The sequence below is a fragment of the Pseudomonas sp. AL03 genome, assembly GCF_029960815.1.
Taxonomy (GTDB): domain Bacteria; phylum Pseudomonadota; class Gammaproteobacteria; order Pseudomonadales; family Pseudomonadaceae; genus Aquipseudomonas.
In genome coordinates this window covers 102,023-128,016 of the sequence record NZ_JASBRE010000013.1, presented here as the reverse complement: position 1 = coordinate 128,016, position 25,994 = coordinate 102,023, and the positions used below count along the sequence as shown (strand labels likewise).

At 59.4% G+C, this 25,994-nt stretch carries 23 protein-coding genes; 14 read left to right on the top strand and 9 right to left on the bottom strand.

Features of this window, described 5'->3' with window-relative positions; genetic code table 11:
- Window positions 1-79: 79 nt before the first annotated feature.
- Window positions 80-1,450 carry an HlyD family type I secretion periplasmic adaptor subunit gene (locus tag QK293_RS14870; protein WP_282378136.1) on the bottom strand — a complete coding sequence of 457 codons (1,371 nt, stop codon included), beginning with the start codon at window positions 1,448-1,450 and terminating at the stop codon, window positions 80-82.
- The gene (locus QK293_RS14865; protein WP_282378135.1) at window positions 1,443-3,164 is read right to left on the bottom strand and encodes a type I secretion system permease/ATPase; all 1,722 of its coding nucleotides are present in this window, start codon (window positions 3,162-3,164) and stop codon (window positions 1,443-1,445) included. The genes QK293_RS14870 and QK293_RS14865 overlap by 8 nt, the downstream gene beginning before the upstream one ends.
- 466 nt (window positions 3,165-3,630) lie before the next feature.
- On the opposite strand from QK293_RS14865, the gene gfa reads away from it, so the two are divergent.
- From gfa to QK293_RS14820, 9 genes are all read left to right on the top strand, one after another.
- Window positions 3,631-4,209: an S-(hydroxymethyl)glutathione synthase gene (gfa, locus tag QK293_RS14860; RefSeq protein WP_282378134.1), complete on the top strand. Its 579-nt coding sequence runs from the start codon at window positions 3,631-3,633 to the stop codon at window positions 4,207-4,209.
- Window positions 4,210-4,876: 667 nt separating this feature from the next.
- Window positions 4,877-6,115 (top strand): UDP-N-acetylglucosamine 2-epimerase (non-hydrolyzing), encoded by a 1,239-nt coding sequence (gene wecB, locus QK293_RS14855; protein WP_282378188.1) that lies wholly within the window; start codon window positions 4,877-4,879, stop codon window positions 6,113-6,115.
- A gap of 42 nt (window positions 6,116-6,157) precedes the next feature.
- Window positions 6,158-8,371 (top strand): hypothetical protein, encoded by a 2,214-nt coding sequence (locus QK293_RS14850; protein WP_282378133.1) that lies wholly within the window; start codon window positions 6,158-6,160, stop codon window positions 8,369-8,371.
- 12 nt (window positions 8,372-8,383) lie between these two features.
- Entirely contained in the window at window positions 8,384-10,498 is a 2,115-nt protein-coding gene (locus QK293_RS14845; protein WP_282378132.1) for a glycosyl transferase family protein, read from the top strand.
- Complete coding sequence (locus QK293_RS14840; protein WP_282378130.1) at window positions 10,495-13,038, top strand: bacteriophage N4 adsorption protein A; 2,544 nt, start codon at window positions 10,495-10,497, stop codon at window positions 13,036-13,038. Before QK293_RS14845 ends, QK293_RS14840 begins: the two co-directional genes overlap by 4 nt.
- 8 nt (window positions 13,039-13,046) lie before the next feature.
- Entirely contained in the window at window positions 13,047-13,700 is a 654-nt protein-coding gene (locus QK293_RS14835; RefSeq protein ID WP_282378128.1) for an alginate O-acetyltransferase AlgF, read from the top strand.
- Complete coding sequence (locus tag QK293_RS14830; protein WP_282378126.1) at window positions 13,697-14,686, top strand: twin-arginine translocation pathway signal; 990 nt, start codon at window positions 13,697-13,699, stop codon at window positions 14,684-14,686. Before QK293_RS14835 ends, QK293_RS14830 begins: the two co-directional genes overlap by 4 nt.
- Complete coding sequence (locus QK293_RS14825; RefSeq protein WP_282378124.1) at window positions 14,683-15,546, top strand: hypothetical protein; 864 nt, start codon at window positions 14,683-14,685, stop codon at window positions 15,544-15,546. The genes QK293_RS14830 and QK293_RS14825 overlap by 4 nt, the downstream gene beginning before the upstream one ends.
- Window positions 15,547-15,676: 130 nt before the next feature.
- Window positions 15,677-16,324, top strand: a complete 648-nt coding sequence (locus QK293_RS14820) for an MliC family protein (protein ID WP_282378122.1) — start codon at window positions 15,677-15,679, stop codon at window positions 16,322-16,324.
- A 36-nt stretch (window positions 16,325-16,360) separates the two neighbouring features.
- Here the strand turns inward: QK293_RS14820 and QK293_RS14815 are convergent, their stop codons facing one another.
- Window positions 16,361-16,633, bottom strand: coding sequence for a hypothetical protein (locus QK293_RS14815; protein WP_282378120.1), 273 nt, complete (start codon window positions 16,631-16,633; stop codon window positions 16,361-16,363).
- A gap of 225 nt (window positions 16,634-16,858) precedes the next feature.
- Between QK293_RS14815 and QK293_RS14810 the strand changes: the two genes are divergently transcribed.
- Entirely contained in the window at window positions 16,859-17,272 is a 414-nt protein-coding gene (locus QK293_RS14810) for a nuclear transport factor 2 family protein (RefSeq protein WP_282378118.1), read from the top strand.
- A gap of 1 nt (window position 17,273) precedes the next feature.
- On the opposite strand, the gene QK293_RS14805 is transcribed toward QK293_RS14810, so the two are convergent.
- Entirely contained in the window at window positions 17,274-18,101 is an 828-nt protein-coding gene (locus QK293_RS14805; RefSeq protein WP_282378116.1) for a DMT family transporter, read from the bottom strand.
- A gap of 106 nt (window positions 18,102-18,207) precedes the next feature.
- Here QK293_RS14805 and QK293_RS14800 point away from each other — a divergent pair, with 106 nt between their 5' ends.
- Window positions 18,208-18,339 (top strand): LysR family transcriptional regulator, encoded by a 132-nt coding sequence (locus tag QK293_RS14800; protein WP_282378114.1) that lies wholly within the window; start codon window positions 18,208-18,210, stop codon window positions 18,337-18,339.
- Window positions 18,340-18,419: 80 nt separating this feature from the next.
- On the top strand, window positions 18,420-19,052 hold the full coding sequence (locus QK293_RS14795; protein ID WP_282378113.1) for a LysR substrate-binding domain-containing protein: 633 nt from the start codon (window positions 18,420-18,422) through the stop codon (window positions 19,050-19,052).
- Between the two features lie 12 nt (window positions 19,053-19,064).
- Here QK293_RS14795 and QK293_RS14790 read toward each other — a convergent pair whose 3' ends face one another.
- From QK293_RS14790 to QK293_RS14780, 3 genes are all read right to left on the bottom strand, one after another.
- The gene (locus QK293_RS14790) at window positions 19,065-19,844 is read right to left on the bottom strand and encodes a creatininase (RefSeq protein WP_282378111.1); all 780 of its coding nucleotides are present in this window, start codon (window positions 19,842-19,844) and stop codon (window positions 19,065-19,067) included.
- An 89-nt stretch (window positions 19,845-19,933) separates the two neighbouring features.
- Entirely contained in the window at window positions 19,934-20,485 is a 552-nt protein-coding gene (locus tag QK293_RS14785) for a VOC family protein (protein ID WP_282378109.1), read from the bottom strand.
- Window positions 20,486-20,537: 52 nt separating this feature from the next.
- On the bottom strand, window positions 20,538-21,968 hold the full coding sequence (locus QK293_RS14780; RefSeq protein WP_282378107.1) for a cytosine permease: 1,431 nt from the start codon (window positions 21,966-21,968) through the stop codon (window positions 20,538-20,540).
- Window positions 21,969-22,300: 332 nt separating this feature from the next.
- Between QK293_RS14780 and QK293_RS14775 the strand changes: the two genes are divergently transcribed.
- Complete coding sequence (locus QK293_RS14775; RefSeq protein WP_282378104.1) at window positions 22,301-22,969, top strand: NAD(P)H-dependent oxidoreductase; 669 nt, start codon at window positions 22,301-22,303, stop codon at window positions 22,967-22,969.
- A gap of 36 nt (window positions 22,970-23,005) precedes the next feature.
- Entirely contained in the window at window positions 23,006-24,367 is a 1,362-nt protein-coding gene (locus QK293_RS14770) for an amidase family protein (RefSeq protein ID WP_282378102.1), read from the top strand.
- Here QK293_RS14770 and QK293_RS14765 read toward each other — a convergent pair.
- Both QK293_RS14765 and QK293_RS14760 read right to left on the bottom strand, forming a co-directional pair.
- Window positions 24,338-25,279 carry a LysR family transcriptional regulator gene (locus QK293_RS14765; protein ID WP_282378099.1) on the bottom strand — a complete coding sequence of 314 codons (942 nt, stop codon included), beginning with the start codon at window positions 25,277-25,279 and terminating at the stop codon, window positions 24,338-24,340. The two genes, QK293_RS14770 and QK293_RS14765, sit on opposite strands and share 30 nt — an antisense overlap.
- Window positions 25,280-25,364: 85 nt before the next feature.
- Entirely contained in the window at window positions 25,365-25,979 is a 615-nt protein-coding gene (locus QK293_RS14760) for an urea carboxylase-associated family protein (RefSeq protein ID WP_282378097.1), read from the bottom strand.
- Between the last annotated feature and the right edge of the window lie 15 nt (window positions 25,980-25,994).

The window sequence follows — 25,994 nt, the reverse complement described above, 5'->3', positions numbered from 1 at the left end:
GAGGGGATTGATCCCCTCGCCACAGCGGGTACACAAACCCGGATGCACACCGAACCATAGCGGCAACGGTGGGGCATGCTCATTCCTCTTTGAAGGCCGCAAGCAAGCGTTCACGCAAAGGTTTCATCAGGTAATTCATCAAGGTGCGTTCCCCCGTCACCACCGTGACATCGGCGAGCATGCCGGGGCGCAGCAGCAGGCCGGCGGCCTGCAGCGAGGCGACGGTGTCGGCGGGAATTTCGACCTTGGCGGAAAAATACGGCTGGTGCGTCTGTTCATTGATCAACTGGTCCGCCGACACCGTAGTCACCGTGCCGGTGACGGTCGGCGTATCCACCCGTTGCAGCGCGGTGAAATGCACATGCACCGGCAGACCCGGGCGCAACTTATTGGCCATCAGCGGCTCGAAACGCGCGGTGATCGCCATCGGCGCATCCAGCGGCACCACCTGCATCAGGGTTTGGCCGGCCTGCGCAACGCCCCCGACCGTATGAATGCTCACGTCCATGACCTGCCCGGACGCCGGCGCACGGATCGCACCGTTGTCGACTTGAAACTGCAAGGCATGAATCTGATCGGCATAACCTGCCGCCTCGGCAGAGACCTCGCTGAGCTGGGTTTCAGCATCGCGGCGAAATTCCTGCTGCGCCTGCAAAGCCTTGAGCCGGCTTTCGTTGATCGCCTGGCGAGTCCTGCCGACATCGCCCACTCCAGAGGAAATCTGTCCAGCCAATTGGGCAGCGTTGCGCTCGGCCTCGAAGAGTTTGTTGCGCGGAATGTAGCCTTCAAGGGCCAAATTACGCAGGCCTTCCAGCTCCTGCTGCTGGAAGCGCATCTGCGTATCGTAGTTACGCTTGACGCCTTCGTAGCCGAGCAATTGCTGCTGCAATGCCGCGGCTTCGTGTTCGATGATCTGCAAGCGACTGCCCAGCTCTGCACGGCGGGTCAGAAACAACTGGCTCTGCAAGGCCATGGCAGCCTTGACCCGCGGCTCGTCGGCGCGTTCCAGCAGTTCAGCGGGCCATTGGATCTCGGCTGAGCCCAAGCGCTCGGCCATCAACCGCGCCTCGACGCTGCGATCGTTGAGCAACTTACCCAAGGTCACGTCCAGTTGCGACTGTGCCTGCACTGTATTGAGCTGCACCAGCAACTGCCCTTGGGTGACGCGGTCGCCATCGCTGACCAGCAGCTTTTCCACCACCCCACCAACCAACGACTGCACAGCCTTGCGTTCGCCCGCCACCACCACGGTGCCGCTGCCCACGACACCCTGGTCGAGCGGCGCCAGGCTTGCCCAGAGCAGGAAGCCGCCCAGCGTCAAGACCAGGAAAGCCACGCCATAGCGAGCAGCCCCCCCGGCGTCGGTACTGGCGCGGGGCTGCAGTGTGGTGCCGCGCACACTCAGTCCCTGCTCGTTGTACGTTTGTGCCTCTGTGGTCAGATCACGCATCTCTGCCAGCCTCCCTGACCGCGGCCGGTCTTGGCCCCGGCCTCAATGCCTTGAGCACCCGATCCCTTGGACCGAATGCATGTTGAGTGCCGTCCTTGAGCACCAGGATGTGATCGACCACCGCCAGCACATTAGGCCGGTGGGTAATCAGCACCACGGTGCTGCCAGCAGCCTTGAGCGCATTGATGGCCTGCACCAGCGCCAGCTCTCCGGCTTCATCGAGATTGGAGTTGGGCTCATCGAGCACGATCAGCGACGGGCGCCCATAGAGCGCGCGAGCCAGACCGAGGCGTTGCTTTTGTCCACCGGACAAGCCAAGCCCGCCGGGGCCCAGCGGCGTGTCGTAACCCTTGGGGAATTTCAGGATCATCTCGTGAATGCCGGCGTGACGCCCGGCGGCGATGATCTTGTCGGCGTCCTGCTCGCCGAAGCGAGCAATGTTGTCGGCCACACTGCCGTCGAACAGCTCGATGTCCTGCGGCAGGTATCCAAGGTGCGGGCCCAGGGCGTCGTGGGACCATTGACTGATCTCGGCGTCGTCCAGGCGCACCGACCCGCCCATGGCCGGCCATACCCCGACCAGCGCCCTGGCCAGCGTTGATTTACCACTGGCGCTGGGGCCGACGACGGCGAGCACATCACCTTTGACCAAGCTGAAATTAATGCCCCGCAGGATCGGTTGCGAAGCGCCGGGCGGGCCGACATACACCTGCTCCAGGCGCACCGCGCCGGTGGGCGGTGGCAAAGGCATGCGCAGGCGCTCGCGCGGATGCTGGGCAAGCAGTTGGCTCAGGCGCTGGTAGCTCTGGCGGCCGGAGTTGAATTGCTTCCACGAGCCAATGGCGATTTCCACGGGCGCCAAGGCACGCCCCAGCAGCAGCGACATCGCAATCATCATGCCCGCCGACAATTGGCCCTCCAGCACCAGCAACGCCCCCAGGCCCAGGGCCAGCGACTGTCCGGAGATGCGCACAAAACGGGTCGTCGAAGTGATACGCGCGCTGCGGTCGCTAGCATGGGACTGGGCGGCAATGATGCGTTGCTGCAGCAGGCTCCAGCGCTGGCGCAACGGCCCGAGCATGCCCAAGGCCTGGATGACTTCGGCATTCTGTAGCGTGCTGTTTACATAGATCGACGACTGCACGCCTAGGCGATTGGCTTCGCCCAGGCGCGTGCGAGTCGCTAACTCGCCCCACAGCGCCAGGCCGATCAGTACCAGCGCCAGAACCAGCGTCAGCACGCCGAACCAGGGATGAAAGATGAACGCCACCAGCACGAAGATGGGCAACCACGGTGCATCCATCAAGGCGATCAGGCCCTGGCCAGTGATCAACTGCCGCAGCGTCGCCAGATCGGTGAGCACCTGCGCCGGGTTGGCGTTGTGCTCGCGCAGGCTGCGGGCGAAGGCGGCGTCGAAAACCCGCTCGCCCAAGGCATCGTCCAGCCCCGCGCTCATGCGAATCATCACCTCGCCGCGTGCCCACTCGATCAGGGCGCTGAACATAAACAGTCCCAGGGCGATCAAGGTGAGCATGAACAAGGTGGTTTCATTGCGGCTGGTGAGGACCCGATCGTACACCTGCATCATGTAGAGCGAAGGCACCAGCACCAGCAGGTTGATCGCGCCACTGAACAGCGCCAGCGACCAGAACACCCGGCGATAGCTTAATAAAGCGGCATCAATGTCATGACGCGGATCGAGAAGCAAACCCATAGAGTGTCGCTCGCAAATGGAATAGTCGGTCGAAGACGCAATCCATCGCGAGCTTTTGCCCTGAGGCATTGGAGAAAACACTAAACGTAGGCTGACGTGCCGCTATCAGAGACGACCACGTCGCTACCGCCAATTACTGACAACGTGACCACGGGTTAGTGCTGGTTCGACGGGCTGGGGTTTCATGTGGGTGACGGGCGGGAATGTTGCATTCATTCGGAATGGGGCACGAAATCTCATGAACATTCAACATTGCTCATACGTTAAATGATGCATTGGAGTCCGCCCGTCCCTTCCAGATGCTCACACCGCCCTCAGTTGCTGAAGAGGGTCTAGGATGCGATGAATGGCGAGCTTGAATGGGCGCCCTTCGTCACTCACGCCATGCCGCTGGCGCGAATGATCTACCGGCCTGGTGCACGGCCCCAGGCACTTTCGTCTGACACCCTGAAACGGAGAAGCCAACGTGAGCACCTTGAAACTTCACCCCGCACTGGACAATGGTATCCAACCCGCCGCCGCGAATTTCACAGGTGGTACCCTGCAATGCCTGTGTGCGACCGACAAAGTCGAGGTCAAGATCGACGCACAAACCCTGCATAACCACGCGTGTGGCTGCAGCAAATGTTGGAAACCGCAAAACGCGACATTCGCCGTCATTGCCGTAGTACCTCGGGATAAGGTCAGCGTCACTGCCCACGGCGAAAAACTGGCAATTGTCGACGAAAGCGCCGCCATCCAGCGCCACGCCTGCAAGCAGTGCCACACCCATCTCTTCGGGCGCATCGAGAACAAGGACCATGCGTTTTATGGCCTCGACTTCGTCCACACCGAGCTCTCTCCCCAGAGCGGATGGGCTGCGCCGAGCTTCGCAGCGTTCGTGTCCTCCATCATCGAAACCGGCACACCGCCAGCGCAAATGAAGGCTATCCGTGAGCGCCTGCGCTCGATCGGCCTGGAGCCCTATGATTGCCTGTCCCCGGACTTGATGGACGCACTGGCGACTCATGTCGCCAAACAGAAAGGCCTGCTCCCCGCCGCTTGATTGATCGGCCGCCGCGGTTTCTTCGCCGGACCGCGGCCCGGTTCACCACCAACATGTAAAACGCCGCTGTTATGGGTACTCGAAGGCACCCTTCTCTGAGTCACATCCCGAACCAGCACAGGTTGAAGGATTATTAAATATTGAAGATAGAAAGAAAGTTCAATTACTCCTAAAAGAAACACTTATTGCATCATGACAATATACAGGCGTCATTTCAGTGACTATCATAACCCTCACTCCTGAAAACCAGGCCTTTAACACGCAAAGCGCGACCGATATAACCAATGAGTAATTCATTCGCGCCGACGAATGGATATAAACATAAATAATATCGTTATAAACCATGATGTTAAGATCGCCACAACAATCAAGACAAACTTTCCAAGATTTACAAAAAACTAGAAAAGACCGGCTACAAAAATAAAAGTTTCAAACCCTTATCATTAAAAAAAATAACGCATATAACTCTTTAAAACATTCACCATCGATGCTAATAATCCGGCCGGTTCCGGGTTGAAGGCGACGCACCACCTCACATTGAAGTGAATATCTGATCTCACGCTGATGTCCCGGTCTTTACTACATTCAAATAACGCTGGCGTGCTCAAGTTTCAATAAAACTTGGGCCGCTGTTGTGGGCGCACTAAAACTGCGCAAGGAAGACATCATCGCTCGCCATCATTCAAGGGTTAAAATCCTTTCAATCTTCGGTACCCGTCCAGAAGCCATCAAGATGGCGCCTTTAGTCAAAGCCCTCGCTGCAGAACCTGGCATTCAATCGCAGATCTGCATCACCGGCCAACATCAAAGCATGCTTAAACAGGTGCTGGATCTGTTCGACCTCAAGGCCGATTACACCCTCGATGTGATGACGCCGCACCAGTCGCTCAACTCCTTGACCGCGGCGCTTTACGGGGCGATTGACCCCGTGCTGGAAATGACCCGCCCGGACCGGGTGCTGGTACATGGCGACACCACTTCGGCCATGGTTGCCTCAATGGCGGCGTTCCATCGACGCATTCCGGTCGGTCATGTCGAAGCCGGGCTGCGAACCGGTGATATCTACAGCCCGTGGCCGGAAGAAATGAACCGCCGCTGCATCGATCTCGGTGCGGACATGCTGTTTGCGCCGACCCACGAGTCGCGCCAGAACCTGCTCGACGAACGCCTCCAAGGTCGCGCCTTCGTGACCGGCAATACGGTGATCGACGCGTTGCAGATGACGGCGCGGCGCATTGAGCAAGACGCTGACCTGCGTGCAAGCCTGGACCGGCAGTTCTCGTTCCTGCAAACCGGTCGCAAGGTTCTGCTGGTGACCGGGCATCGCCGGGAAAACTTCGGCGAAGGATTCCTGGATATCTGCAAGGCCTTGAGCCATCTGGCGCGGCGCGCTGATATCCAGATCGTCTATCCGGTGCATTTGAACCCCAATGTCATTGGCCCGGTCACCGAGCAGCTGGGCGATCTGCCGAACGTGCACTTGATCAAGCCGCTGGACTACCTGGCCTTCGTGCGCCTGATGCAACGTGCGCATGTGATCCTCACCGACTCCGGTGGCGTGCAGGAAGAAGCGCCCTCCCTGGGCAAGCCCGTGCTGGTCATGCGTGAAGTGACCGAGCGCCCCGAAGCTGTCGCGGCGGGCACTGTGCGTCTGGTCGGTACCTCGCCGGACTCGATCATCGCTGGCGTCAACGCATTGTTCGATGACGACCTGCTGTGGCGTCGCTGCTCCCAGGCTGCCAACCCTTACGGCGATGGCAAGGCCAGTGCGCGCATCGTCGATGCCCTAATGGGGCGCCCGGTCGATGATTTCGTCATGGCCGGACAGCCCTTGCCCAAATTCCTGAACTACCCGTCAGCGGTGCCTGTGCCCGAGAAAAATTGCCCGGCTTTTACCTCTCAATAAACCAAACCGATCCTCTCCCTTATCAGCTCGAGATCTACCTGAATGAAGTCTTCCGTTGCCATCCATACGGGTGCGCTCAGCGCCCTTGCCTGTGGCGTGAGCCTGCTCGCGCTCATGCCGACCTTTGCCTTGGCCGCGGACAGCCCGCTCACCCAGGCGATCAACCGGCTCAACGCCGACACCCGACAAGAGCGTGAGATCCGCTTGAGCGATCTGGGGATCGATGCACCGATCATCCTCGGCTCCACCGATGCCCGACGCGACCTGTATCTGCCGGTGCCGGCGGGTGTGCCACTGACGGACGCGACCCTGAATTTCGACGCCAGTTACCTCAATGGCGAAGGCGGACGCAACACGCTGTTGCTGTCGCTGGACGGCTATCCGGTACGCGCCGAAGGGCTCAGCGAAGCCCAAGGTGATGCCAGCGCCACGCTGGGCGTGGACAAGCAAGCGCGTGACAGCGGCTCGCTACGCCTGGGGATTGCCTGGTCGTCGATCGTGTCCCGCGTGTTGTGCGAAGACGAGCGTGCCATCGGCAACGTGTTGCGTATCGAACCGGACACCCGCCTCAATTACAGCTACGACGCCAGCCAGTTACAGGACGTCGGTGCTGCCTGGACGGCATTGCCTGGCAAACCGGGGATCATGGTCGCGCCGGGTACCTTATCCGCCGACAGCTACGATGCGGCCTGGCGTCTCGGTGTGGCACTGGAGCGGATTGGCAAGCACAGCCGCATCCTGCCCTTCCCCGCCGTGCAAGACAGCGTTGACCTGACTGGCCTGCGCATCCCGGCCGAACTGCAGACTATTCCAGCGTTCGCCAGCCTTAACGGCAAAGGCTCGCACGTTCTGGCGACCCCGGCGCAAATCGGTGCACTGTTGATGTTGGGGCAGACGCCGAACGTCCAGGCGGATCTGGCCATCAACGACCCGCAACTGCTCAAAGCCGTCAATGAATCGCTGGATGCGCTGCAGAGTCAGATTCAGGGTCTCGACGCGACGGCAGCCAATGCCTTCACGCAATGGCGTGAGCGGCATATCAATGCAGGTCTGGCCGCCACCGGCACTGACAACGTGCGTCTGGCATTGCTGGGCACACGTCCGGTGCTGATGATCGCGCCGCAAGCGACCGGCAAGGCATTGGCCCTGTTCAGCTCGGCCTGGAACACACTCGCACGTAGCCGCCAATTGACGGTCAGCGAAGCACAGATGCCATTGAGCGCCGACGGCCGCGTGGCCCTGTCACGCCTGGGCGGCAACCCCGGCGCCATCGACGTGCTGGCCAAATCCGACTGGAGCACCTCGTTCCCTCTGGGCAGTGTGGCCTACGACGGTCGCCTGCCGGTGAAGGCGGTGATCGATGTGTCTGCCGCCCCCGGTGCCTCGGACACCGCGCCGGTGGCCTCGCTGTTTCTCAACGATTACCTGATTGGCGCGCAACAGCTCGTGGCCAACGGTGAACAGCAACGCATCGAAGCACGTATCCCGCGTTACGCCCTGGGTTCGAAGAACGTGCTGCGCGTGTCGTTCCAGCGTCAGCCGGTCAGCGATCGTTGCCTGGAAACGCCACAGGCCTTCCCGGTCTCGGTGCGGCCGACCAGCCACATCGTGCTGGAAAAAACCGCGCTGGATGATGACTTCTCGGGCATGGCTGCGCGCTTTGCCATGGACACGCAAATCCTCGTTCCACAGGCCTACCTCGAGCATCCGGCGAGCAGCTTGCCGCAGGTGATTTCGGTGGCTGACGCCGCCGGTGTTTCGCCGCTGCGGGCGCAACTGAACGTCAGCGCCGACCCAAAGGTTTCGGTCACGCCGGACAAGGCCTTCCTCGCCTTCGAGCTGCCGATCAAGGACAGCAAGGAATCGGTGCAGGTCGATGATCAGGGTCGCTTGCGCATCAACCACAAGGATCAGATGTTGTTGGACATCCATCCCCTCAACCACCTGGCCTCGTTGCAGGTGGTGGACGCCGGCGGCCAGCAGGGTCTGGTCTATCGCGCCCTGGGCAATGACGCGCCACGCTTCGCCAAACAGATTCTGCTGACCCGCGGCGATGTGGCCATCCTCGGTGACAACGGTGTACTGACCACCTTCGACACCCAGGATCCAAGTGGCAGCCAATTGATCGACAAAGAAGAACCCAAGGGCCTGGACGCCTGGCGCAAGCCGTCGCTGTTGTGGCTGATTCCGGGTGGCATCCTGTTGCTCCTCATCCTGTTGCTGGCTGGCCGTAGCGCCCGTCGCAATCGCCAGTAACGGAAACTTTCGATGACGTCGCTTTATTGGCCCTACTGGCTGGCCCACTACTACAGCTTCCTTGAGATCTCGACCATCGTGGTCGCAGTGCTGATCCTGATCTCCAGCCTGGACGATCTGTTCATTGACCTGTGGTACTGGTCTCGCCGCCTGTTTCGCAAGTTCACCGTGGATCGCAAATACCGGCCGCTGACCGCCGAGCAACTGATGGCCCGGGATGAACAGCCGTTGGCGATCATGGTTCCGGCCTGGCTGGAATATGACGTCATCGCACCGATGATCGAGAACATGGTGTCGACCCTGGATTACCAGAACTATGTGGTCTTCGTCGGCACCTACATCAATGACCAACGCACCATCGATGAAGTGGAACGCATGCGCCGGCGCTACAAGCAGCTGCATCGCGTGGAAGTCCCGCATGCCGGCCCGACCTGCAAGGCCGACTGTCTGAACTGGGTGATCCAGGCGATCTTCCTGCACGAGAAAACCCACGGCATGACCTTCGCCGGCGTCGTATTGCACGACAGCGAAGACGTACTGCACCCGATGGAATTGCGCCTGTTCAACTACTTGCTGCCGCGCAAGGACATGATCCAGTTGCCCGTGGTTTCGCTGGAGCGCAACTGGTACGAATGGGTGGCCGGCACCTACATGGACGAATTCGCCGAATGGCATGGCAAGGATTTGGTGGTGCGTGAAAGCATGACCGACACGGTGCCGTCTGCCGGGGTCGGCACCTGCTTCTCCCATCGTGCGCTGCGTGTACTGGCCGGGGAAACCCAGAACCAGCCGTTTAACACTGACAGCCTCACCGAGGACTACGACGTCGGCGCACGCCTGGCCAAGGTCGGCATGAATGCCATCTTCGTGCGCTTTCCGGTGCAGTTTCGCGTGTTGCGTAAATCATGGTTTCGCAAGCCTTACGAATCGACTCTGAAGATGCCGTTGTGCGTGCGGGAATTCTTTCCCGACACCTTCCGTACCGCGTTCCGCCAGAAAGCCCGCTGGACGCTGGGCATTGGCCTGCAAGGCTGGGAGCAAATGGGCTGGAACGGTTCGCTGGCCAATCGTTATCTGCTGTTTCGTGACCGCAAAGGTGTGGTGACGGCGTTCGTCAGCATCATCGCCTACGTGATTCTGGTGCAGCTGCTGGGTCTGATCATCCTGCGCCAGAGTGGCCTGTGGGACGTGAGTTTCCCGACACCGTTTGAAACCAATGGCTTTATCCAAACCCTGCTACTGGCCAACGGTATCGCGCTGGCCTGGCGTATCGCCCACCGCTGCTACTTCACCACCGTGCTGTACGGCTGGCAGCATGGTTTGCTGTCCATCCCGCGCATGGTCGTGGGCAACTTCGTCAACTTCATGGCCGCATCACGCGCCTGGCGCATGTTCCTGGTCGGCAAGGCGCTGAACCGCAAACTGGTGTGGGACAAGACCATGCACGACTTCCCGTCCACCGACCTGGTGGCTGTCGCACCGCGCAAGCTGGGCAGCGTGTTGCTGTCCTGGCAGGCGATCAACGACGCTGACCTGCAAAGCGCCCTCGCCGAACAGAAAACCCGGCACATGCCTTTGGGGCGGATTTTGCTCAGCAACGGCTGGCTGGACGACGAGACGCTGGCGGAAGCCATCGCCTTCCAGAACGATCTGCCACGGGTGTTCGATGTGGCCGCCAAGGCACGGGACTCGATCCTGACGCTGGACGATGAGTTCGCCCTGCGTTGGCGCGTGGTGCCGCTTGGCTTGAATGCCGACGGCCGCGCGCAAGTCGCCGTCGCCAGCCCTCTTCCGGCCGAAGGTCTGCTGCAGGTCAGCGATGAACTGGGCAGCGAACCGGTGCAGCTGATTGCCCGTGAAAGCGAAATCGTCGCGCAATTGCGTCAACAGAACGTGCGCGAAGGCCAATCCGTGCCGGATGCCCGTGCGCCACTGCTGGGCGACCTGTTGATCGAAATGGGGCTGCTGGATCGCGACGTGTTCAGCCGCTCCATGTTGCAGTACCGCCCGCAGCATCACGGACGCATTGGCGACTATCTGGTCGACAGCGGCGTGCTGCCCCGCTCCACCATCGAAAAGGCCGTGGCGCGTCAGCACAGCCACTACCCTGCGGAGCTTGCGACATGAACCGCCCCTTCCTGACCCTCATGGCCACGGGGCTAAGCCTGTTACCTGGGCTTGCTCATGCCGAGACGCTGCCCCTGCCGTTGACCGGCCCGGCCTTTGAAACGGCCAACGAGGCGTACAGCGCGTACGAGCGTAAAGACTACGACCTGGCCATCGCCAAGGCCCGCGAAGCGTTGCGTCAGCGGGCTGATATCACGCGCTTGAACACCTTGATTGCACTGGCGCAACGCGACAAGGAACAGCGAGACCATCCCAAGCGCTACCCGCAATCACGTCAGGCCCCAGGCTTCGGCGCCGCTGCCCAGGCGTTCAAGGCCTATGATCGCGATGACTTCGGCGCGGCTGCCCAAGCGGCACGCAAAGCCATCGCCCAAGCGCCCAAACGCATGGATTATCGACTGCTGCTGATCGAGTCGTTGCAACGCCAACAGCATCTGCAGGATGCGGATCAAGCCACCACCCAGGCACTGGCCGTGTTCCCGGACGACGATACGTTGTTGATGCGTCGCGAAGCGATTCGTCGTCAACTGGCGGCGCCGCTGGCGGTTCAGGGTTATCGCGCCCTGGAGCAAGGCAAGGTGTCCCTGGCCGTGGACCAGGCCAGAAAAGCCGTCGCCTGGGCGCCGGAAATCGGCGCCAATCAGCAACTGCTGATCAGTGCCCTGCTCGCTGCCCATGATTACCTTGGCGCCGAACAGGCCGCGTCAGGCGCGTTGGCTCAGGACGATGGGGAAATCGCACCGTGGATTCTGCGCAGCTACGCCCTTGATCGTCAGGGTAAGACTCAGGCCGCCCAGGCTGACCTGAATCAAGCTTTGGCCATCGATGGCCTGCTGGAAGCGGAAATTCGTGACATTCGTTTCTTCGCCGCGGACGCCGCACTGGCCCATGGCGAGCCTCAGCAAGCGCTCGATCATTTGCAGCCACTGGCCCACGATGAAGGCGGCGAAGTGGCCCGCCGACGTACCGCCGCCAGAATGGCGCTGCGGCAGAAAAACAACGGCTTGAACGCTGTTGCTCACTTTCCGGCACCGGCCTTGAACTGTCAGGAAAGTGCCTTCGGCCTGGTCTGTGATATCTGGCCGGGCAACCAGCGCGATGCGGGAACCGACATGGCCGCCCAAGCCTACGCTGCTTTGACCCGCAAGGACCCCGCGACAGCGGTTGCCCTCGCGAACGAAGCCATCGGCCGCGCGCCGCAAAATCCGGCGTACCGGCGTCTGTTGGTCAGCGCTCTGAGCGACCAGAAACATGCGCCCGAAGCCATCGCGGCCGCCAGCGAAGGTCTAAAGCTCAATGGCGATGACGCGCGGCTGCTGGCCCAGCGCGGTCGTTTGCGCCAGCAATCCGGCGACGATGCCGGGGCGCGCAAGGACTTCACCCAAGCCCTGGCCCTCGGCAGCCTGCCCGCTTACGAAGAGGCCAGTCTGTATGCCGCCCTCGGCCAGCGCCGCACCGCCCGCGAACGGCTGCAACAAGCGCGGGACACGGGCGAGCTGGAATCGATGAGTGACCTGCAGATCGCGTATTTGTCGGTCCAGGCCGGTGACGATGACGCCGCCCTCGGGGCGTTCCGCAAGTCCGAGACCGACACCCGACTCTCCCCGACAGCGACTCAGGATGCGGCCTACACCGCGATGCGCGCCAACGAAGACCAGCAAGCCGTAGGCTACTTCGAGCGCGTCATCGACGCGCAGCATGCCGGTGAACTGGACATGCCTGCGCAGCAACTGTTCGACACCCGCCGTGCGGTGGGCGATGTCTCGCGCAGAATGGGGTTGACCAGCACCACCAGTTATCGTGGCAACAGTTCCAACAGTGGACTGAGTTCAGCGCCGAGCAGCGGCAGTAGCAGCAATGACAGCCTGCAAAACAGCACCGAACTGTCCTGGCGTCCGTTGGGCTATCGCAATGCACGCTTCGTCGAACTCTATGGCCGTGTCACCGACACGCTCTGGAGCAAGAACGGCGATTCGGACACCGGTTTCGATGCGCTGCAAGGCGCCGTGGGTGTACGGGTCAAACCCTTCACCGCTCTGAACGTGATGGCCGCCGTCGAGCGCACATTCCCGTTGGGATCGTCGGACGTTGACGGCGACTGGCTGCTGCGTTTGGGTTACGGCTCAAGCGTCGGCACTGACCTGCGCGTCGATGCCTCCAGCTGGTGGACCTCGCAGTTGTTCGCGGAAGCGGGTCATTACGTCAACGACTCGCGCAACTACTTCAACAGCGAATGGCAGGTCGGTCGCAGCTATGCGATTGGTGGCGCGGGCTCACGATGGGTGAGCTTCCCGCATGTCGTGGCCGCGTTCGACTACGACTCGAAGATGAACAGCGGCACAGATGCCGACGGCAGTTCGGACTCATCATCCGGCAAGGCCGGCGGGGTGGGTGTCGGTAACAACGTCCGGTACTGGTTCCGCGAAGACGCGTACAACGCGCCCCGCTCCTACGTCGACTTTTCCCTGCAGTACCGCGTCAAGGTGCTGGGCGATGACCGTGCCGAAGGCGTTTTCGCTCGCCTGACCTATTCCTATTGAGGACTTACATGAACGTTCGAATCTGTGTGTGGCTGGGTCTTGGCCTGCTCTCGACAGGCGCACAAGCCGCCCCGGAAATCGCCCAGCTGTACGCACCAAAATTGCCCGAAGGCTCCGCGTATGTGCGGGTGGTCAATCCGGCCGACACCGCGATGCAGGTCCAGGTGGGCCAAAGCGCAAGCTTCAGCCTTTCCGCCCAGAGCACGGTGGCCAGCCCCTTCCAGGTCGTGGACTCGCGACAGCCACTACAGGTGACCGTGAATGGCCGCGAGATAAAGGGCCTGAGCGCACCGAAAAGTGCGTGGGTGACCCTGATTCTGGACAGTGACCCGGCACGGGCGCCACGCCTGGTCATCGACCCGCCGCTGCGCGGTAAAGACCTGCGCGCCGAACTCAATATTTATAACCTGAGCAACGGTTGCGAAAAGGCTGAAGTCAAACTGGCCAATGGCGCCCCGGTATTCAGCCAGCTGCCGTTCAATGGACAAGCCCAACGCACGATCAACCCGGTGCAAGCGACGCTGGTTGTCAGCTGCAATGAAATCGCCAGCCCGCCGCTGAAACTGGCGCCCTTCAAGGCCGGTGATCGCTATAGCCTATTCCTGATCGGCTCTCGACAGGCGCCACGCCTGATCGGCCTTGTCGACCAGAGCGCCCCATGAACCTTCAATTCAAACCCGAACGGTTTATCCGTCGATTGTCGATGCCCGCCATGATCGCCGTCCTGTTGGCGAGCCTGTCAGGCACCGTCGTTCAAGCGGCTTCGGCGGTGATCACCGGCAACGGCGGCTGGTTATTCCCTGCCTGGGAAAGCCTGAGCAAGGTCGACAACACCGGCACTGCCCGCAACATTGCGCTGGTCAAAGAACTCCAGCAGCAACTTGAACGCGAACACATCGGGCTGGTCGTGCTGATGGTGCCGATGAAAGCGCCGTTTTATGCTCAGCGCCTGCCCGCCGATCAACCCTTGAGCGCGGCCGTCATGCAGCGCTACGACCATTTGCAGCGCGACCTGAGCCAAGCAGGCCTGACCACGCTGAACATCAAGCCGATCCTGCAACGGACCGAGCAAGGCAAACAGACCGCCTTTTATCGCGCCGACTACCACTGGACAGCCTGGAGCGCCGAAAACACCGCCGACTCCACGGCGCAACTCATTACCGAGCGCTACCGCCTGCAAGGTGACCCCGGTGGGGGCTCGGTGCTGGGCCAATGGTTCGACAGGCGCGCGTTCGGCGACCTGGCCAGTAATTTCCTGCCAGCGATCAAGCGCAAGGTGATTGGTCGCGACCTCTACACCGTTCGCCATCAGGTAGAGAAAGACTTGCTGATCGATGACACGCCGGCGCCGGTTCAGGTGATCGGCAACAGCTTTGTCCAGCCTTACCTGGGTTTTACGCAGAAGCTCTCAAATGCCCTGGACCGTCCCGTCGCACTGACATGGAACCCCGGTGACGTCGGTCCGTGGGCGACGCTGCTGCAATACTTGGAGTCGGCGGATTTTGCCGAACACAAGCCACAAGTGATTGTCTGGCAATTCAACGAGGGCCAGTTCCACCTTGGCCCTGACGCGGCAGCCAACTGGAACGCAAAAGGTGTCACCTCGCTGAGCCAATGGCATCAACGCATCAAAAAGGCACTGCCGTGAAAATTTTCGGCTACACCGCCAGTCGCGCGACCGTTGTTGCTCTGTTGCTTGCCGTCACCGTCGGCGCAGGTACCGGCATGCTCTACGTGACGAAGACCAAGGCCCTGGACCCGGGGATTGTCGGCATCGTCTGGCAGCCGGACAACAAGACCGTCGGTATCAGCGGACACTGGGAAAAACTGGGAGCGCGAGAGCTGCTGGTCCAATGGACCGTCGTGGACGATCAGGCCTTCGTTCCCGGCACCGGCCTGCCCGGCGTACCGGTCCTGCCCGATTGGGCGCGCATCGCCAAGGAACCCTGGGCGCAGGATGTCATCCTTGGGTTGGCAGGTTATTTCAGCGAGAACCGCTCACGGGACAACATCGAGGAACTGGCCAAGGTCTCGGAACGGATCGCCAAATTGCCTACGCCATTACACGTGACGGGATGGTATTTCCCGGCCGAAGTCGACCCCAGCTGGACCCGCGCCAAAGAGCTGCCCGCCCTGCTGGCCAAGCTGCCGCGACCGTTGTGGATCAGCGTTTATGATGGCGCCAATATCGGCCCCGTCGCCACGGCCGAATGGCTCAAGCAATGGCTGCCGGACGACATCGGTGTGTTCTTCCAGGACGGCGTCGGCGTTTACGCCCGCACCGCACCGGTCGCCCGAACCTACGCCGACGCCATGCGCCAGCGTCTGGGCAAAGATCGTGTGCGGATCATCGTCGAAGCCTTCCGCCCCAACTTCGGCGGCGGCTTCCGCCCCGCGACCGCTGCCGAGCTCAAACCGCAACTGGCGGCCTATGACGGTTATCCGCTCTACCTGTTCGACGGGCCGCACTACGTGACGCCTGAGTTGGTCGAGGAATTGCTGCGATAAAGCGAAATCGTGGCAAGTTTTGAACGCTGACTTACACTGCGATACACCCAATGCGAATGAATGACTGTTCAACGGACCAATAGGTCCCACGGCAATCCGGGCATCACGTAATGATCTGGGTGAAGCCAATATGAAAACGGTTACGGCCCTTTTCACCTGTTTGCTCGCTGCCAGTGTGTGCGCGGCGACGAGCACCTGCGCAAATGCTGCGTCGTTCGAGACCAGCTTCGACTGCTCCAAGGCAAGGGTATCCGTCGAAAAGCTTATCTGTCGCGATCCGCAACTGGCGCAGATGGATATCGAACTGACGCGTCTTTATCGCCTGGCGCTCACCGATGAACATTCAGTACCGCGTCCAGACCAAGTCATGATCGACCAGCAGTTCTGGATCGACGCCCGCAATCAGTGTGCCTCCGAGCCGGACCCCAAGATGTGCACGATCCGAAGTTATGCCGAACGCGCGCACCAGTTGCGCCAAGGCTCGGCCATTGTGAGAACCAAGGATCCATACCGACTCACCGAAGGCCCCCTGGCTTTTCGTTGTATTGGGTTTGACGCGCTGATTGCTGCCACCTTCTTTACCACGCAGCCGGGTGTCGTGTACCTGAAATGGGCGAACACCTCGATCACCCTGAGCCAGGTGCCGAGTGATTCGGGAACCCAATACACTGGCAAGGATTACCAGGGGAACTACCGGTTCTGGCAAGACGGCAACGTTGTCCTTTTCCAGAAGCCGGGCTCAGGAGAAATGAGTTGTACGGCCGAGCCGGTCGGCTGATTGCTCAGGCACAAGTACGGCATAACTTCATTCTTCTCAGGTCAGACGGGTGCCCGACATAAGCCCTTCCGTCAGCAGCGATACCAACGGCTGGACGAGATGCTGAGTGCGGACGTCGTCACCCATCACCGCCACTTCAGTGCTCGGTAACGTCGGCAACTTTTCAGACGGTTCCAGAATCCGCATGCCTTCCTGCAGAAACGACGTTCCCAATGCGGTAATGCCCAGCCCGCCGACGACTGCAGCCTGAACGCCAATCAAATTGCTGGCCAGGCACGCTGAAGTCCATTCCCGCCGGACGGTAGCCAAGGCCTCGATCATGATTGCCCGGTACGCGCAGGGCAGCCGTGAAACTGCCTGTCTCCGCCTCCGCAATAAACGCTCGCAGCAGATCCATCTCGAGGTCGCTGGCTTGCATGATCAATTCACCTATCAACTGGATGCCATTAAATTTATGCGTTTGAGTTCTGGATCGCAAACTCCGAACATCGTGATGAGCGGGCCTTGAAAGCCCTTGAATGCGAGGAGTTCCAAATGTCAGGCAACACAGCAGTAGAGATTGTCGAACGCTTCTGGCGCGAAGTGTGGCAGGCAAAAGACCCGCAAGCGGCGGCGCGCTTCGTGGCCGAAGACTTCGTTATCACGTCCGGCGGCATCCATACTGTCGGCCGAGAAGCCTTCATTCACTGGATAGGTGTGTTCCTGTCGAAAATCGAAGACTTCGAGTTCGCCAGCATCGAAACGTTTCAGAATGCAGAAGGCTCTCGGGTCGCTTCACGCTGGAAACTGTCCGGAAAGAACAACGGTTTCATCGGTGGCCGATCCTGCAACAGCGCTTTTGAAATGCTCGGTACCGCGGTTTGGGAAGTTCGTCCAGACGGTCTGCTGGCGCACAATTGGGTGGAGCGTAATTCCCTGGAAGTTCACCGCGACATGATCGGTCTATGATCTACCTGGCCTGTGCGCCTTGGACCTGCGAAGGTCGAGCCGGGCTGAACACCAGTCCCGATGCGAACACCACCCCAAGGATGACACCGCCGGCACCGAGCAGTTGCCAGACATTGGGTAGCACACCCAGTATCGAAGAAACCAGCATGGTGAATACCGGCGCCAGGTTGAAGAAGATCGATGTCCGCGCCGCGCCAATGGCATGGATGCCTTTGAACCACAGCAAGTAAGCGATCAATGAACCAAAGACCACCAGGTAGACGACGGCTCCGTGTACGGACAGTGAAGCGTTACGGATGTTGGCTATCGGGTCTTCAAAGAGGAAGCCCAGCACGATCAGGCCAATGACACCGAACAACATGGAAAAGCTGGTGGTTTCCAACGGGGTTGCGTCTTTGACGAAGCGTCGGGTGCCGACCATGTCGGCCGCCCAGGCCATGCTGCCAGCCAGAATCATCGCGTCACCGGTGGCCACTTTCAGCCCGAGCAACACTTGGATATCCCCGCGATTGATCACCAGGCCAACACCCAGCAAGCCCAACACCAGGCCGATGGCAAGGCCGCGATCAATGCGTTCTCCTTCAAGCAACACCGCGAAGATCATCGTCCACAACGTGGTCGCCAGGATCAGCGCGCCGTTGATGGGCGTGGTGGTTTGCAGGCCAAAGAATGTAGCGAGGTTGAACGCGGTAAATCCCAGCAGGCCCAGGCCGATAAAGGCCACCAGATTGTTCTTGAGGGTACTGAGCCGTAACTTGCCGGCCAGACCAAAAATCAGTACGAGCAACAGGGTAGAAATGGCAAAACGCTCAATAGAAGCGCTGATCAAACCGCTGAATGCTTCCAACCTGCTTGTCAGGTTTTGAACGATTCTTGCAGGCTTGCCGTTGGGGAAAAATTCCCTATTTATTCACCTCATCTATGAGAAAACGCCCATGTTTGATTGGGAGGATCTGCGCTACTTCATCGTTTTCGCCCACGAACAGTCTTTATCGGGGGCGGCACGCAAGCTCAAGGTCGACCATGCCACCGTGGCGCGACGCATCAGCGCCCTGGAGGTTCGCTGAACCTCAAATTGGTGGACAGGCGCCCTCGCTCGTATGTCATGACCGAAGACGGGGAACGTATCGCCCAGTTAGGACGGCGCATGGAAAGCGAGTCGTTCGCGGTGCAACGCACAGCGCTGGCCGGGCAGGAAAGCTACACCGGCGAAGTCACCGTCAGTGCCCCGCCGGCGTTGGCGTGTGCGTTGATAGCGCCCCGAATCAATGTATTGCGGGCGCAACATCCGCAGCTGTCCTTGCAGTTGATTGGCAGCCTGGGCAGCGCCTCGTTGTCGCGGCGCGAAGCCGATATTGCCGTGCGCCTCAGTCGCCCCAAGGAGCCGGACCTGGTGGCCCGCAAGGTCGAAACGATACCGTTTTACCTGTATGGCTCGGCGGACTATGTGTCCAAAACGGCACCGGAAGATCTGGCGTTCATCGCTTACGACGAGACCATGGAACAGAGCCCGCAACAGGTCTGGCTCAAGGCGCAAGCGGGTGATCGACCGATCCTGCTGCGCAGCAATGAGTTGAATATCCAGGCCACCATTGCTCAAGCAGGCGGCGGTGTCGCTGCGCTGCCCTACTTTCTGGGCGACCGCTACGGCTTGCAGGCGATGGAAAGCGTCAGCGCGGACCTTGCGCGGGATGTGTGGCTGGTGGTTCACAGCGACATCCGCCATACCCCGTCCGTCCAGGCGGTGATGAATTTCCGGGTGTCCTGCTTTGAAAGCTGAATCAGACGTGGATTACCGCAAGGTGTGATCGAGCCTGAACTCGAACCGTACTGCCTGGACGATCCCGCTGATGACATCATTCACCAGCAGTTTCCCCTTGTCTGCGCTGGATCCCCGTGCAGAGGACAGCACGCCACTCACCGGCACCCATTCGGTCCGGGTCGGATACATGTCGTAAACCGGAAACTCAGCGGGCCCGTGATCCGGGATCTTGTCCAGAGAAACCATCTGTGGGTGATAGTGCAGCATCATCGACGTCTCGATGACCGCGGCATGTTCCAGCGCGATACCCGGAAAACCGTCGGGAAAGATCTTGTCGAGCGTCGGTGACTTTACGAACTCCCAATGCTCGAGACGCATGACTTCCAAACCGGAGTTCTCGCCAATATCACGCATTGCCAGCTCAATGCCTTCGGTCACGAACCACTGATTTTCGTAGTGACCAATCACCAGCACCAGACGCTTCACGCCATGGCGATGAAACTCACGTACGGCGTCCCGGACCATCGCGATCAGGGTCGCACCATCCACACTGGTTGTTCCGCAAAAGTGCTGCCCTCCTCCACACTTCGGCTGGGATTTATACCCATAGGATAGGGCTGGCGCGACGATCCCGTCGATTTCTCTGGCCACGTCTTCACTGATTGCACTGGCAAGCAATGCATCGGTTCCAAGGGGCAAGTGAGGGCCGTGTTGTTCGGTCGCGCCAATCGGCAGAAAAACCACGGCGCCTGATTGCACTCGGCGCTCGTAGTCGACCCAACTGATGTTATCCATACGAACGGTGTTCATGATGTTGTACTCCGGGCGTCGTTCTCTGTGGTGAAGGCCTCAGCGCCAGGCTTGCATACCGCAGGCGCTGAGACATTGCCGCCGTTGCTTTATGCCCGCGGCGGATACCACTGCTCCGGTTCCGGGTAATCCCAATCCGCGGGAAATGCATAGGTTTCAAACACGGTGGTGGTATCAGCCTCGGTGCCGAAGAACGCGAAATGATTCACGCCCATCCAGGAGCCTGACTGCACGCACTGATAGCCGCGTCGTTCCAGCTCGGCGATACGCTCTTCAAACGGGATGTTGTTGCAGTCATAAGCGACGTGCTGAATGCCTTCGCCATGCTTGTCCAGGAAATCAGCGAAAATCGTCGGTCCCGAAACGGGCTCCATCAACTCCCAGACCATGTTTCCCGACTGGGCGAAGCAAACTTTCAGAACAAAATCGGCAGGCTCGCCACGATAGGTCTGGTTTTGGGTGTTTTCCGGGCTGAAGGTGTAGACACGCCATGGACCGATACCCAACTTGAGCAAACCATCCATGGTCCGTTTGTGATCACGCGTCACAATCGCAATCTCGACGACGTTACCCAGGAACGCATCGACTTCAGCTCCAGCGTTCAACGCCGTCAGGACATTTAATTGTTCAAGATGAGACATTTGCTGTGACCTCTTTAAATTAATTAAAAGTTAACCAACACATCAATTATTTTTACTTCACCAGGACTGATGACTGGGTAACTTCTATTCGCCGTGAGCGGTGCAACAGGTAGTAAACGCCACCTCCCACAGCAAATCCCGCCAACCATGACAAATCAATCCCACCCAGTGCCATGGCAAGTGGCCCTTGCAGCGATTTAATGGTTCCCACTTGAAACAACCACGCCGCCAGCACACCTATTGCAAGTGCAAACACGCCTCGCCAATTGACGTCGCTGCAGGCACTTTCAGAGTGATGGCAATAAAGCGATTTCAGATCGACTTGACCACGACGAATCAGGAAGAAATCGACCAGAGTGATACCGGCCCACGGACTGATCCACACCACAAAGAAGACCATCAGGTTTTCAAAGGCATGCACAAACTCGCCGGATTGCAGGAACAGGTAGAGGATGAACAGTGCGACCACCCCGGAGACCATCGAAACAACCCAGCGTGGAACGCGGATATCCAGAGACAGCGTTGCCAGTGCTGCCGAATAGATGACAACGATGTTCGTAGCGACCGGGCCATGTAACAGCACAAGGAGTACCGGCAGCGCCATCGTGCCAAACACCGCAATGATGAGTTGCGCAGGGTCCGAGCCGCCACCCGCAGAAGCGATGGTAGCGCCGAGAAATGCCAACCAGACGGTGGGCAGGAACATGCCAAGGAAGGTCGACCGGAATACCTGGCCGTCAGACAGTTTGCTCTGGGTAAAACGGGTGTAATCCGAAGCGTATACCAGCCACGAAATGCCCCATCCAATGCCTATCGCGGTCATGAGGCTGCTCATTGCCGAAAGTTTGCTGATGCCTGCGGTAGTCGAGGCGTGCCATTGGATGTCCACGTGGGTGAAGGCCAGCACGGTCATTACGACCATGATCAGCAGTATCACCGGCATGGTGTAGCGCTCGAAGCACTTGATGGCGTTGAAGCCCCAGGCAGCGATGCCGACCTGGATAAACATCACGACCAACGCAATGCCGTACTTGAGCTCCATCCCACCACTAATACCGATTTTTTCCAGGGCGGCAACCGCAAGATCAAGGACGATCCAGGTGTTTGTGGCCACCCATCCCATGGGCATCAGCACTTGCATGATAGTGGGCAGGTAGGCGCCGCGCCGACCGAACGCCAACCGCGAGAGCACCATTTGCGGCACCCCCGTGCGGTGCCCCATGAGGCAGATGCCGCCAAACAATGCGGCGCCCAACAGATTGCCGACCGCTATTACCAGCAGGGTTTCAATCAGGCTCAAGCCCAACTGGATACCAATGGCACCCAGCACCCAATTGATGGGCGCCACATTCGCTCCAGCCCAGATCCAGAACTGGTCCAACGGGCTTGAAGTACGATGGCTATCAGGCACTGGCTCAATGCCCAATGCATCATAATTGACCTCGTTCATTACGCTATTTTCAGAATCACGACGCGTTGACATTATTATTTTCCTCGCTGAGCGGCGACCACTTGTATCGCCCCGAACCATTAAAGCGAGCTACGTACTTTTACGTAATTGATAATAACTAAAAGACGTTTTAGAAATATTGTGATGTTGAGAAAACATAAATTGTGCAGCTTGCCGAGACATGTAACATCCTCCCCGAACATCAAACAAAACAACTTTAAAGTCTCATTAACAAATAAAACTCGCTTGTTGAGTTTTATTTGACACAGCTCAAATAAATATCAATAGCTGAATCATCGGTGCTCGTGGCCCACTTGTTTCAGTCGCCGAGGTAATCCCGCCTCTGGCTTAACAGGAAGCGCCCCATGACCACTATTCTTCACATTGATGCCAGCGCACGAACCGATCGATCCCTGAGCCGCAAACTGTCGACAGCATTTGTCGAGGCCTGGATTGAACAAGATGACAAGAGCCAAGTCATTGTCCGCGACGTAGGGCACAACCCTCCCCCTTTCGTGACTGAGGCCTGGATTGCCGCGGTCTTTACACCCGAGGCGCACATGACGCCCGAAAAGCGCGAGGAGACCCGGCTCTCGGACGAGTTGATCGATGAGATCGATCGGGCCGATGTCATCGTGATGGGCGCCCCGATGTACAACTACGGTATGCCAGCCTCCCTCAAGTCGTGGTTCGACAAAGTGATTCGTATCGGCAAGACCTTCACGTTTGATCTGGCTCGCGGCGACTACCCCCTGGAACCCATCATGAGCGGCAAGAAACTGGTGATTTTGTCTTCTCGGGGCGAGTTTGGATTTGGCCCGGGCGGCGTTCGCGAAAAGATGAACCACCTGGACACGCACATCCAGACCTGCGCGCATTATCTTGGCGTGAATGAGACCCACGTCATCTCCATCGACTACCAAGAGTTTGGTGACGCTCGCCATGAGGCCTCCATCGCCGATGCGTTCGATGCCGTTCCAGTGCTGGTCAAGCAGTTGATTGAAGAGCGTCAAAGCGAGCTGTCGCCCGCTTGACTGCCAGGTACAGTCGCCCACCCAATCGGAGCAACCATGATCACGATGCTGGAAACCGCCAAGCGATTGAAACAAGGCCTCACGACACCTGATGAGTTGATCGAGGCCGCGTTGGCCGCGGCCAGGGCCTCGGAACACGTGTTCATTTCCGTCATCGATCAACGGGCAATCAGTGAAGCCAAAGCGTCGACCGAGCGCTGGCGTCAAGGTGCGACCCTGAGCCCTTTTGACGGCATACCCTACGCCGCCAAGGATCTGCTGGATGTTGCCGGTAGCCGGACAACCGCAGGCTCCATCACCCGGATCGACGCGCCGATCGTGCTTGAGGATGCCGTGGTCATCGGCGCGCTGGCGTCACTGGGGATGATTCCGATCGGTAAAACCAACCTCACTGAGTTCGCGTATTCGGGCCTGGGGTTGAACCCTCATTTCGGTACGCCAACCGCTGACATTCAGGTCGACGACGCCCGGGTTCCAGGTGGTTCCTCCTCAGGTTCGGCGATCGCGGTTCAGAGGGGTATCGTCACCAGCGCCATCGGCACTGACACAGCGGGTTCCATTCGTATCCCGGCGGCATTCAATGGCCTTGTTGGCTACAGGGCATCGACGGGACGTTACAGCATGGCGGGTGTGCACCCTCTCGCTATTACGCTCGATAGTCTGGGTCCTTTTGCCCATACCGTGGCGGATTGCGTGGCGTTCGACGCAGCGATGCGGGGTCTCAAAGAAGCGGCCATCCAGTCCGCCAACCTTACCGGCCTGCGCTTTGTCGTCGACGACGGCGTGATGTCTGATCCAGCGTTACAGCCAGCGGTACGACAAAATCTGCAATCGATGATGTCGCTGCTTCGTGTAATTGGAGCACATGTCGAGCGCCGTCCGGTCGCCGCCGTCACTCGCACACGCGAGCTGATTGCCCGAACGGGTTGGTTGGGGGCGATAGAAGCCTGGCGTCTCTTGGGCGAGGTCGTGGAAGGCCCATTGGGTTCCCGGATGGACAGACGCGTGCGTGCTCGTCTTCGCTCGGCCAAGCTTATCGATACTGAGGCCGAAGCCAGGATTCGAAGTCTGCGCCTTGAGTTGATGTCTGCGATGGAGCATGAGCTTGAGGGCGCCATCCTGGTCATGCCAACGGTGAAACACGTCGCGCCGCCGATGGCTCCTCTGGAAAACGATGACGAGTTGTTTGCTGCCGTCAATCTCGAGACTCTGTCGCTCACCATGATTGGCAGTTTGCTGGACATGCCGGGGGTGGCCATTCCGTCTGGCAAGGATAGCGTCGGTCTTGCCACCTCAACCCTGTTTTCCACAACGCGAGGTCGCGACGATAAACTGCTCAGTGCCTGTCTGGCGATAGAGGCGGCCCTGTCAGGAAGTGAGCGCCAGCCGACTGCCTGAATGGTCATTCAGAGCCGTTTCCCTAAACGATTTCGCTTCACTCAGGAGCCAGTCCCGAAACAACGAAAGACTGCGGCGCGGATTGGTCCTTGTGTCCTCTATCAGGTGGTAAGTGAAACCTGGCAAGGTCGGTCCCGCCACTCGACGCATACGACCCGAGCGAAGCTCATCGTCAATCAACACATTGCTGCACAGCAGCGGCCCCAATCCCCGCTCTACCGCATGCAGGGCCAGTGTTTCTTCGCTGTACCAGGAGATGCGGAAATCCCGGGTTGTATCGTGCTCGACCCGGGCCAGCCACGCGGACCAGGAAGGTGCCTGCAGCGCCTGATTCTTCCATTTGAACGCCAGCAAGGAGCGGTTGTAAAAGTCGCTGATCGTTGGATGGCGGTCGACGGGACAAATGCTTTGATCCGCCACGGCGATGTACTCATCGTCGAACAACACCGGCCCCTGCCTGTCTGCCTCGCTCGGCCCGTACCGAATGGCCAGATCGACCGTCTCGGATCGCAGATCCACGATCTTCTCCGAGGCATGAATATGCACCACGATGTTTGGATAAATCCCGTTGAACTTAGCCAGGCGAGGCATCAGCCATCGCTCGGCAAACGCGCGCGTGGTGGAGACCTGAATGGCATTCCCCTCCTTGGGCGCACCTATCAGGGCAAACGCCTGGGCAATCTGGTCAAAGCCGTCGCGCAATAGCGGATAGATCGTTTTACCGGCAGGGGTGAGAGTCACCGTCCGGCCCCTCTCAAGGAGCTTCTGTCCCAGCCCCTCTTCCAACTGCCGGACCTGATGACTGACCGCAGCGACCGTCACAGAGAGTTCGTTGGCCGCCGCAGAAAAACTCTGGTGCCGTGCGACCGCCTCAAACGCGCGCACGGAATTCAATGGGGGTATTTTGCGCATGGCTTACTCCGGGTACCCGTCTTTGATAGCGACGGATTCAGTGTCCTGCCGGCAGACACGATCCACCGGCAGGCGTTGTCTGGCGTCAGGTGACGCTGTAGTGAACGTCCTGGGGCCGCATTCCATTGACAGCAGTAATGTCCTGCGGACAGGCGGAAAAGACCACGATCGCATCCATTTCAGCCTTGAGGGATACGTATTGCCCAGGTTCACTGACCGGCGCCGCGAACTCAATGCGCCCATCCTGATGCACCGGCACATTCATGAACAGGTTCAGCGGGCTCGGCGTTTCAGGCGTCACCAGGCCGATGGCATCCAGGGCCAGAAACAGGTTTTCGTTGCAGCTGTCATGATGACCGATAACGCCCAGTTGCTCATAGCGCGTCGGATCGCAAGCGGCCACCAGCGTGTCGTGGATACCCGGTGAGGTGTCCTCGATGAGTGTCAGGATTTTCCGGCGCTTGTTGGTGACGAGGCTGTCACCTTGCCGAGGATTGAGCTTCAACCAGAAGGGACGACTGTGCTCCATCGACATGGCCTCGCAGAGGTCGTCCGGGTTGAATGCCCAGGTGTCGACGACCTGCTTGCCATGGGTGTTGATAAGCTTGATGGTTTGACCCCGTTTCAACTGGATCGCTACACCACGCCGGGCAGGCAAGCGGACCAGTTCACCAGGGTAAACGGACGTAATTGCAGTCATGTTGTGTTGTTCTCC